This is a genomic window from Micromonospora maritima (assembly GCF_902825405.1).
GTDB lineage: Bacteria > Actinomycetota > Actinomycetes > Mycobacteriales > Micromonosporaceae > Micromonospora > Micromonospora maritima.
In genome coordinates this window covers 1-7882 of sequence record NZ_CADEAU010000254.1, presented here as the reverse complement: position 1 = coordinate 7882, position 7882 = coordinate 1, and the positions used below count along the sequence as shown (strand labels likewise).

Here is a 7882-nt window from a genome sequence, read left to right as displayed (position 1 = left end):
GACCGCCCCGCCTGTCCCGGCGGCCGGCGCCCGCGCGACCGCTCAACTCACCGCGCTCGCCCGGTACGCGTCAATCTCGGCGTTGATCCGGGCCTGCTCGGCCGGGGCGAGGAACGCGGCGGACACCGCGTCGCGGGCCAGCGCGGCGACCCCGTCCCGGTCGAGCTTCAACAGCCGGGCGGCCACCGCGTACTCGTCGTTGAGCGTGGTGCCGAACATCGGCGGGTCGTCGGAGTTGATGCTGACCGGCACGCCGGCGGCGACCAACTGCGGCAGCGGGTGCTCGTCGAGGCTGGCCACCGCCCGGGTCCGCACGTTGGAGGTGGGGCAGACCTCCAGCGGGATCCGCCGCTGGGCGAGGTGGGCCAGCAACGCCGGGTCGAGCACGGCGGAGATGCCGTGGCCGATCCGCTCGGCGCCCAGGTCGCGCAGCGCGTCCCAGATCGTCTCCGGCCCGGTGGTCTCGCCGGCGTGCGGCACCGACCGCAGCCCGGCCGCGCGGGCCTGGTCGAAGTACGGCTTGAACTGGGGTCGGGGCACGCCGATCTCGGGGCCGCCGAGGCCGAAGCTGATCAGCCCGTCCGGCCGCTGGTCGAGGGCGATCCGCAGGGTCTGCTCGGCGGCGGGCAGCCCGGCCTCGCCGGGGATGTCGAAGCACCAGCGCAGCGCGATGCCGAAGTCGGCCTCGGCCCGCTTGCGCGCGTCCTCGATCGCCTCGCAGAACGCCTCCGCCGGGATGCCGCGGTGCACGTGCGAGTAGGGGGTGACGGTCAGCTCCGCGTACCGGACCTGCTGGCGGGCCAGTTCCCGGGCCACCTCGTGGGTGAGCAGCCAGACGTCGTCGGCGTCCCGGACCAGGTCCACCACGCTCAGGTAGACCTCGATGAAGTGGGCGAAGTCGCGGAACGCGAAGTAGTCGGCGAGGGCCTGCGGGTCGGCCGGGACGGGGCTGCGCCCCTCGTGGCGGGCGGCCAGCTCGGCCACGATCCGGGGCGAGGCGGAGCCGACGTGGTGCACGTGCAGCTCCACCTTGGGCAGTCCGGCGATGAAGGTGGGCAGGTCGGTCACGGGTTCTCCTCTGCGCGGGCGCCGGTACGGGCCACCACGAAGATCCGGCGGAACGGGAAGTACACCTGACCCTGCCGTACCGGGTACGCCTCGGCGAGCCGTACCCCCAGCTCGGCGCGGAAGTCGGCCCAGTCGGCGGCGGCCAGGGCGGCGCGGACCGGACGCAGGGCCGTGCCCTCCATCCAGGCCAGCACCGGGTGGTCCGCGCCGTCGGCCGGCAGCAGGTGCACGTAGGTAGTCTCCCAGGCGTCCACCGCGCAGCCCGCGCCGGTCAGCAGCGTGGCGTAGTCGACCGGCTCGTCCACCGGGGCCTCGCGCAGCAGCCCGGCGAGCCGGTCGCGCCACCGGTCCCGGCCGGCGACCTCGCGCAGCGCCCGGTGCGACGGCGCGGCGAAGTTGCCCGGCACCTGGAACGCCAGCCACCCGCCCGGCGGCAGGTCGGCGACCCAGCGGGTGAGCAGCTCGCGGTGGCCGGGCACCCACTGGAGCACGGCGTTGGCGACCAGCACGTCCACCTCCGGCCCCGGCCGCCAGTCGCGGACGTCGCCCACCGTGAACGTGACCGGGGCGTCCAGCGCACCGGCCCGGTCGATCATCTCGGGCGAGGAGTCCAGGCCGGTGATGCGGCTGTCGGGCCAACGGTCGGCGAGCGTGGCGGTGAGCGTGCCGGGGCCGCACCCGAGGTCGACGACCGCGCGGGGACGCCCGGCGCCGACCCGGGCGAGCAGGTCGTGGAAGGGCCGGGAGCGTTCGTCGCCGTAGCGCAGGTAGGTGCGCGGGTCCCACATGGCAGCCTCCTAAACCGTACGTACGTCTTGTTTGACGGTACGGCCCGACGGGCGCGACGGCAACCCGCTGACTAGGCTCGACCGGATGGAACAGCGCAGCTTCGACCGGCTCGGCCGGCACGTCGGCATCATCGGACTCGGCGCCTGGCAGCTCGGCGCCGACTGGGGCGAGGTCAGCGAGAGCGCGGCGCTCGACGTGCTGACCGCCGCGGTCGACGCCGGCGTCACCTTCCTGGACACCGCCGACGTCTACGGTGACGGCCGCAGCGAGCAGCTGATCGGCCGGTTCCTGCGCGCGCGGCCCGGACACGGGCTGACCGTGGCCACCAAGATGGGCCGGCGGGTGCCGCAGACGCCGGAGGCGTACACCCTGGACAACTTCCGGGCCTGGACCGACCGGTCCCGGGCCAACCTCGGCGTCGAGACGCTCGACCTGGTGCAGTTGCACTGCCCGCCCACCGCGGTCTTCGCCGACGACCGTGTCTTCGACGCGCTGGACACGCTCGTCGCCGAGGGACGCGTCGCCGGCTACGGGGTCAGCGTGGAGACCTCCGCGCAGGCGCTCACCGCGATCGCCCGGCCCGGGGTGGCCAGCGTGCAGATCATCCTCAACGCGGTCCGGCACAAGCCGCTGGAGCAGGTGCTGCCGGCCGCGGCGGCGGCCGGGGTCGGCATCATCGCCCGGGTGCCGCTGGCCAGCGGCCTGCTCTCCGGCCGGTACGACGAGCACACCACGTTCCCGGAGAACGACCACCGCACGTTCAACCGGCACGGCGAGGCGTTCGACGTCGGCGAGACGTTCTCCGGCGTCGACTACGACCTCGGCCTCGCCGCCGTACGCCGGCTCGCGCCGCTGGTCGGCGACGGCCGGACGATGGCCCAGTTCGCCCTGCGCTGGGTGCTCGACCAGCCCGGCGTGACCGTGGTGATCCCCGGCGCCCGCTCGGCCGAGCAGGCACGGCGCAACGCCGAGGCGGCCGGTCAGCCGGCACTGACCGACGTGGAGCTCGCCGCCGTGCGCGCCACCTACGACGAGCTGATCCGGCCGCAGGTGCACGACCGGTGGTGACCCCGACGGTCGGCGCGGCGCCCGCGGCGGTGCGCGTCACCGGGCATGCTGGAGCGGGGCGGACGTCGGAGGGGGCGCGATGAGGGGTTGGTTCCGGCTCACCGTGGGGCTGCTGGCCGTGGTGCTCGGCGCGCTCTGGACCGTGCTGGGCCTGGGCTACGTCGAGGGCAGCGTGCTGACCGACCGACGGGTGTGGGCGCTGGTCGGGCCGGCGACCGTCCTGGTCGGACTCGTCGCGCTCTGGTTCGGCATGCGGGCCCGGCGCCGCTGAGTCCCGGCTCGGAACAGGGAGAAGCCCCGCCTCCCGTGCGGGATGCGGGGCTTCGCGCGCCGACCGGCGTGGCCGGTGCGGTGTCAGCTCAGAGGGGGCGGACCTGCTCGGCCTGCGGGCCCTTCTGACCCTGGGCGATCTCGAACTCCACCCGCTGGTTCTCCTCCAGCGTGCGGTAGCCGCTGGTCTGGATGGCCGAGAAGTGGACGAACACGTCAGCACCCCCGCCGTCGACGGTGATGAAGCCGAAGCCCTTGTCAGCGTTGAACCACTTCACGGTTCCCTGCGCCATGTGTATCTCCTTCTAAAACTGGCGGCCGAGCACGCCGTGCGGCCGATTGGCCGTTTTCGAGCAGCGGCGCCTGAGGCGGCCCCCAATGCAGGAGACTTCTCTCAACCCACGCGTCTCTCAACAGCGTGAGACAGCAAACCACGTACGCAAAAACTCTGCACACCCTAGCCGACGAAATTCTCCGACATGTGACCTGAAGGTTGCGCGCAGACCGCCCGGGCGGCCCGCACCCGCGTACGCGAAAGGCCCCTTTCCCGCATCCGGGAAAGGGGCCTTCAGCTGCTCGGGGTCAGTCCGGCCAGTGGCCGGTCAGCCGACGGACGCCGACCGCGCCGCCGCGGTCCACCGCCGCCCGGACCGCCGAGAAGATCGCGCCCTGCAGGGCCGCGGCGGCCAGGACCTCGCCCCAGCCGCGCTCCTCGTCGGTGGCGCTGGGGGCGTCGTCGTCACCCGCCGCCAGCTTCCACACCTGGCGGAAGACCATCCCGGCGACCGCACCGGCGGCCAGGCCGAGCAGCACCCCCACCGGCTTGTACGCCGCCTTGCCGATCCTCCCGCTCACCTGCGCCTCCCTCGGACGATCGCCAGCACCACCACGGTCACCACGGCACCGGCCGCGATGGCCGCCCACGGCAACGGGTTGCGCCCGACCGCCCCACCCTTCTCGTACGCCTGCGCCCGGACCAGCCGGGCCCGCTCCGCCGCGCGCCCGCGCACCCGGGCCGCGGTCAGCGCCGCCTGCTCGCGCACACGCGCCTTCGCCTGCTCGGCGGAGTGCCGCACCAGTGCCTTCGGATCGGCCCTGGCGGCGAGCAGTTCCATCGTCTCACCGAGTTCCACCCGGGTCCGGCGGATCTCCTCGCGGAGCGCCGCCACGTCCCCGGTCCCGTTGCCGGTCATGCCCGCCTCCCGTCCTTCACCGCGGCGGTGACCGTGTCGACGTCGGCCCGCACGCTGCGGACCGCCGCTTCCGGCACCGGCGGGACGGCACGGCTGACCTGCTTCTTGCCCACGAGCGCCAGGATCCCGGCGAGCAGGAACAGTGCCACCGCCACGATCAGGGCGGCCAGCCACGCCGGCATGACCAGCGCCAGCAACAGGATCACGGTGGCGACCAGCGCGCCGGCCCCGTAGAGGGCCATCACCCCGCCGCCGCCGAACAGACCGATCCCGATCCCGGCGTGCTTGCCCTTCTGGGTCAGCTCCGCGCGGGCCAGCGCCAGCTCGTCCCGCACCAGGCGGGTGACCTGCTCGGTGGCCCGTTGCACCAGTTCCGCGGTGGACGGCTCGTTCCCGGTCCGGGACGTGCTGCGACTCGCGACGTCAGCCATGCTGTCCTCCTTTCATCATCACCGCGCTGTATGCCCGGAGTCGCCGCCCGTCAATCCTGCGCGGGGCGGCCGGTCGGCCCGGCCACCCGCCGCCGGAACCCGGCGTGGCCGGAGTCCGGGGCGTGGGCAGCAGGTCCCCCGGAACGAGCCGGTCAAACCCCGGACCGGCCACCGACCGTCCGGCAGGCACAACGCGCCGCGCCGGGCCGGGGTCACGACCCGCGGACGCGCGGAGCCCCCGGCGCCGCCACGGCGGCCGGGGGCTCCGATCCGGTACGCGGGGTCAGCGACGCGCCTCGGCGTGGTCCTCCCGGCCCACGAACACCTCGCTGCGGGCCTCCCCGTCGTCGCTGCCGCCGAAGACACGCGCGTCGTCGGGGGCCTCGGTGTCGGTCGGGCGGCGCACCGGGCGGCGCGGCTGCACCGACTGCCAGGGCAGCGGACCGGTGGCGTCGCCCACCTCGGTGCGCAGCCGGGGCAGGGCGGTCGGGCGGTGGTCGCGTACCCAGGTCACCAGGTGCTCGCGGACCAGGCAGCGCAGGTCCCAGAGGCTGCCGGCGTCGGAGGCGCTCACCAGCGCGCGGACCTTGACCGTCCCGCCGGTGGCGTCGGTCACCTGGAGCACGCAGACCCGGCCGTCCCACAGCTCGGTGCCCTCGCAGAGCCGCCGCAGCTCCTCCCGCATGGCCTGCACCGGAACGGCCCAGTCGAGGTCGAACTCGGCGGTGCCGAGCACCGCCGCCTCGGTACGGGTCCAGTTCTGGAACGGTTTGCTGGTGAAGTAGGAGGTGGGCAGGATCAGCCGGCGGTCGTCCCAGATCTGCACCACCACGTAGCTGAGCGTCAGTTCCTCGATCCGGCCCCACTCCCCCTCGACCACCACCACGTCGTCGAGGCGGACCGCGTCGCTGAACGCGAGCTGGAGGCCGGCGAAGACGTTGCCGAGCAGGCTCTGCGCGGCGAGCGCGGCGACCGCCGCCACCACACCGGCGGAGGTGAGCACGCCCGCGCCGACACCGCGCACGGCCGGGAAGGTCATCAGCATCACGCCGACGGCGAGGATCACGATCACCGCGATGGTGAGTCGGCGCAGCAGCACCACCTGGGTGCGGACCCGCCGGGCGTGCCTGTTGTTCGGCACGTCCACCCGGAACCGGGCCAGCGCCGTGTCCTCGGCCACCACCAGCAGCGAGGCCACCAGCCAGGCGGTGGCCGCGATCATGGCCAGCACCAGGGTGTGCAGGACGAACTGCCGCCACGGGCTGCCCACCGCGTAGAGGGTGGTGAACCGGACCGCGAACTGCACGGCGACCACCGTCGCGGCGACCTGGAACGAGCGGTGCGAGTGCTCGGTCAGCTCGGTCATCAGCAGCGACCGGCGGCCGAGCCGCCGGGTGACCCGGTGCACCACCTGGACCAGCACCAACGCGACCGCCGCCGCGGCTAGCGCGGCGGCGACGGTCACGAGATAGCTCTGCACGGATCTCTCTCCCTCCGCCGGGGCGGGAATCGGGCAAAGGCCCAATGGTGCCCGGCGGTCCGGATATCGACCAGGCTCAGACCTTGCGGTACCGGGACTGGAAGAAGCAGTAGACACCGAACGCGGCGATGCCGAGTGCCATCAGCGCCAGCAGCCACGGCCCGTACGGCTGGTCGCGCAGCGTCCGCAGGGCGGCGTCGAGACCGCGCGCCTTCTCCGGGTCGTACTTGACGGCCGCGACCACGATCAGCACGCCGGCGATGGCGAAGACCGAGCCCCGGGCGGCGTAACCGGCCATGCCCAGGCGGCGGGTGAGCTGCCGGGTCTTCGGGCTCATCTCGCCGGTCTTGAGGTTGCGCTCGAACTTCTTCTTCAGGCCGTAGACCACCATGCCGATGCCGACCGCGGCCAGCACCAGACCGGCCAGGCCGACCAGCCAGCGGCCGCCGTCGGAGGCCATCAGCTTCTCGGTGAGCTGCTGCTGCCGGTTGGAGGCGTTGGCGCTGGCGTCCTGGACCACCTTGATCGCGGTATAGCCCAGCCAGACGAAGACCACGACCCGGACCACCGAGGCGATCCGCTCGAAGAGCCGTTCCCTGCCGGTCTTGGACACGTGGCCGACGGCCGCCTCGAAGGCCTGCCAGATCGCCATGGCGAACAGGCCCACGGCCATCGCGACCAGGAGGAACTTGCCCAGCGGCTGCTCGCCGAGGGTGCGCAGCGCACCGTTCTGGTTGCCCTCCTCGCCGGAGTTGCCGAAGGCGATCTGCAACGCCAACCAGGCGAAGAGGAGATGCACGATCCCATAGCCGATGAAACCGGCGCGGGTCAACAGTTCGAGCCACCTGCTGTTCTTGGCCTGGGCGGCGGTGGCTCCGGCGTTCCGGGTGAGAGACATGCGCCCTCAATCTCCCGGCGGGCGGTTTTCCAAACGTGGCCGCCCGCCGCCACAGGCCGATTGCGATCAGTTGTTGGGGTTGCGCGCCACCCGCAGCACGACGTTCTGGTCGGTGACGCTGTCCAGGCTGACCTGGAAGCCGCCGACCTCGGTGGCCTGCTGGCCGGTGGTGAGCGAGAGCTGCTCCCCGGCGACCTCGACGGTGACCTGGTCGTCCTGGGTGCCGATGAGCTTGGCCTCGACGCCGAGGATGGTGGCGCTGGCGTCGACGCCCCGGTCGAAGGTGATGGTGCAGGCGTCCAGGCCGCAGTCGGTGTCGGCGCCGTTGGAGCTGCAACCGGCGAGCAGCGCGGCGCCGAGGGCGAGACCGGCGAGCATCCCGGCGGCGCGTCGGGCGGGGGTCAGGGCGGAAGTGGCGCGTCGGTTCGTCACCTCCCCAAGGGTACGTGGCTCCCACCACCGCCCGGCCGGGTGCGCGCTAGGGTGCCGGGATGGCTTTCGACGTGGCCCGGGTGCGGGCGCTCTACCCCGCGCTGGGCGAGGGTTTCGTCCACTTCGACGGCGCCGGCGGCACCCAGACCGCCGCCCCGGTGATCGAGGCGGTGGCCGACGCGATGCGCACCGCGACGGGCAACCGGAGCACGGCCTTCGCCCCCGGCCGGCGCGCGCTGGAGCTGGTCGCCGG

At 73.5% G+C, this 7882-nt stretch carries 11 protein-coding genes and 1 pseudogene; 3 read left to right on the top strand and 9 right to left on the bottom strand.

What is annotated here, in order from left to right; all coding sequences use genetic code 11:
• Nucleotides 1-42: 42 nt before the first annotated feature.
• Entirely contained in the window at nucleotides 43-1068 is a 1026-nt protein-coding gene (locus HUW36_RS20700) for an adenosine deaminase (protein ID WP_174529686.1), read from the bottom strand.
• Nucleotides 1065-1856, bottom strand: coding sequence for a trans-aconitate 2-methyltransferase (locus tag HUW36_RS20695; RefSeq protein WP_174529685.1), 792 nt, complete (start codon nucleotides 1854-1856; stop codon nucleotides 1065-1067). The genes HUW36_RS20700 and HUW36_RS20695 overlap by 4 nt, the downstream gene beginning before the upstream one ends.
• 85 nt (nucleotides 1857-1941) lie before the next feature.
• Between HUW36_RS20695 and HUW36_RS20690 the strand changes: the two genes are divergently transcribed.
• Both HUW36_RS20690 and HUW36_RS20685 read left to right on the top strand, forming a co-directional pair.
• The gene (locus HUW36_RS20690; RefSeq protein WP_174529684.1) at nucleotides 1942-2925 is read left to right on the top strand and encodes an aldo/keto reductase; all 984 of its coding nucleotides are present in this window, start codon (nucleotides 1942-1944) and stop codon (nucleotides 2923-2925) included.
• A 79-nt stretch (nucleotides 2926-3004) separates the two neighbouring features.
• Nucleotides 3005-3196 (top strand): hypothetical protein, encoded by a 192-nt coding sequence (locus HUW36_RS20685; protein WP_174529683.1) that lies wholly within the window; start codon nucleotides 3005-3007, stop codon nucleotides 3194-3196.
• 88 nt (nucleotides 3197-3284) lie between these two features.
• On the opposite strand, the gene HUW36_RS20680 is transcribed toward HUW36_RS20685, so the two are convergent.
• The 7 genes from HUW36_RS20680 to HUW36_RS20650 form a co-directional block, all read right to left on the bottom strand.
• The gene (locus tag HUW36_RS20680; protein WP_011905669.1) at nucleotides 3285-3488 is read right to left on the bottom strand and encodes a cold-shock protein; all 204 of its coding nucleotides are present in this window, start codon (nucleotides 3486-3488) and stop codon (nucleotides 3285-3287) included.
• Between the two features lie 289 nt (nucleotides 3489-3777).
• Nucleotides 3778-4050, bottom strand: a complete 273-nt coding sequence (locus HUW36_RS20675) for a DUF4235 domain-containing protein (RefSeq protein WP_174529682.1) — start codon at nucleotides 4048-4050, stop codon at nucleotides 3778-3780.
• Nucleotides 4047-4388 carry a DUF3618 domain-containing protein gene (locus HUW36_RS20670; protein ID WP_174529681.1) on the bottom strand — a complete coding sequence of 114 codons (342 nt, stop codon included), beginning with the start codon at nucleotides 4386-4388 and terminating at the stop codon, nucleotides 4047-4049. The genes HUW36_RS20675 and HUW36_RS20670 overlap by 4 nt, the downstream gene beginning before the upstream one ends.
• Nucleotides 4385-4819, bottom strand: coding sequence for a phage holin family protein (locus HUW36_RS20665; protein ID WP_043325014.1), 435 nt, complete (start codon nucleotides 4817-4819; stop codon nucleotides 4385-4387). Before HUW36_RS20665 ends, HUW36_RS20670 begins: the two co-directional genes overlap by 4 nt.
• A gap of 283 nt (nucleotides 4820-5102) precedes the next feature.
• Nucleotides 5103-6299, bottom strand: a complete 1197-nt coding sequence (locus HUW36_RS20660; protein WP_174529680.1) for a mechanosensitive ion channel family protein — start codon at nucleotides 6297-6299, stop codon at nucleotides 5103-5105.
• Nucleotides 6300-6375: 76 nt separating this feature from the next.
• Nucleotides 6376-7197 (bottom strand): DUF1206 domain-containing protein, encoded by an 822-nt coding sequence (locus HUW36_RS20655; RefSeq protein ID WP_174529679.1) that lies wholly within the window; start codon nucleotides 7195-7197, stop codon nucleotides 6376-6378.
• A 66-nt stretch (nucleotides 7198-7263) separates the two neighbouring features.
• On the bottom strand, nucleotides 7264-7629 hold the full coding sequence (locus HUW36_RS20650; RefSeq protein ID WP_174529678.1) for a hypothetical protein: 366 nt from the start codon (nucleotides 7627-7629) through the stop codon (nucleotides 7264-7266).
• Nucleotides 7630-7688: 59 nt separating this feature from the next.
• Here HUW36_RS20650 and HUW36_RS20645 point away from each other — a divergent pair.
• Nucleotides 7689-7882: pseudogene (locus HUW36_RS20645) on the top strand (cysteine desulfurase-like protein); the annotation flags it as partial.

What these genes read in the sequence shown, in the direction of transcription:
- HUW36_RS20695 (WP_174529685.1), bottom strand. Translation starts at nt 1,856, where the DNA reads ATGTGGGACCCGCGCACCTACCTGCGCTACGGCGACGAACGCTCCCGG.
- HUW36_RS20690 (WP_174529684.1), top strand. Translation starts at nt 1,942, where the DNA reads ATGGAACAGCGCAGCTTCGACCGGCTCGGCCGGCACGTCGGCATCATC.
- HUW36_RS20685 (WP_174529683.1), top strand. Translation starts at nt 3,005, where the DNA reads ATGAGGGGTTGGTTCCGGCTCACCGTGGGGCTGCTGGCCGTGGTGCTC.
- HUW36_RS20680 (WP_011905669.1), bottom strand. Translation starts at nt 3,488, where the DNA reads ATGGCGCAGGGAACCGTGAAGTGGTTCAACGCTGACAAGGGCTTCGGC.
- HUW36_RS20670 (WP_174529681.1), bottom strand. Translation starts at nt 4,388, where the DNA reads ATGACCGGCAACGGGACCGGGGACGTGGCGGCGCTCCGCGAGGAGATC.
- HUW36_RS20665 (WP_043325014.1), bottom strand. Translation starts at nt 4,819, where the DNA reads ATGGCTGACGTCGCGAGTCGCAGCACGTCCCGGACCGGGAACGAGCCG.
- HUW36_RS20655 (WP_174529679.1), bottom strand. Translation starts at nt 7,197, where the DNA reads ATGTCTCTCACCCGGAACGCCGGAGCCACCGCCGCCCAGGCCAAGAAC.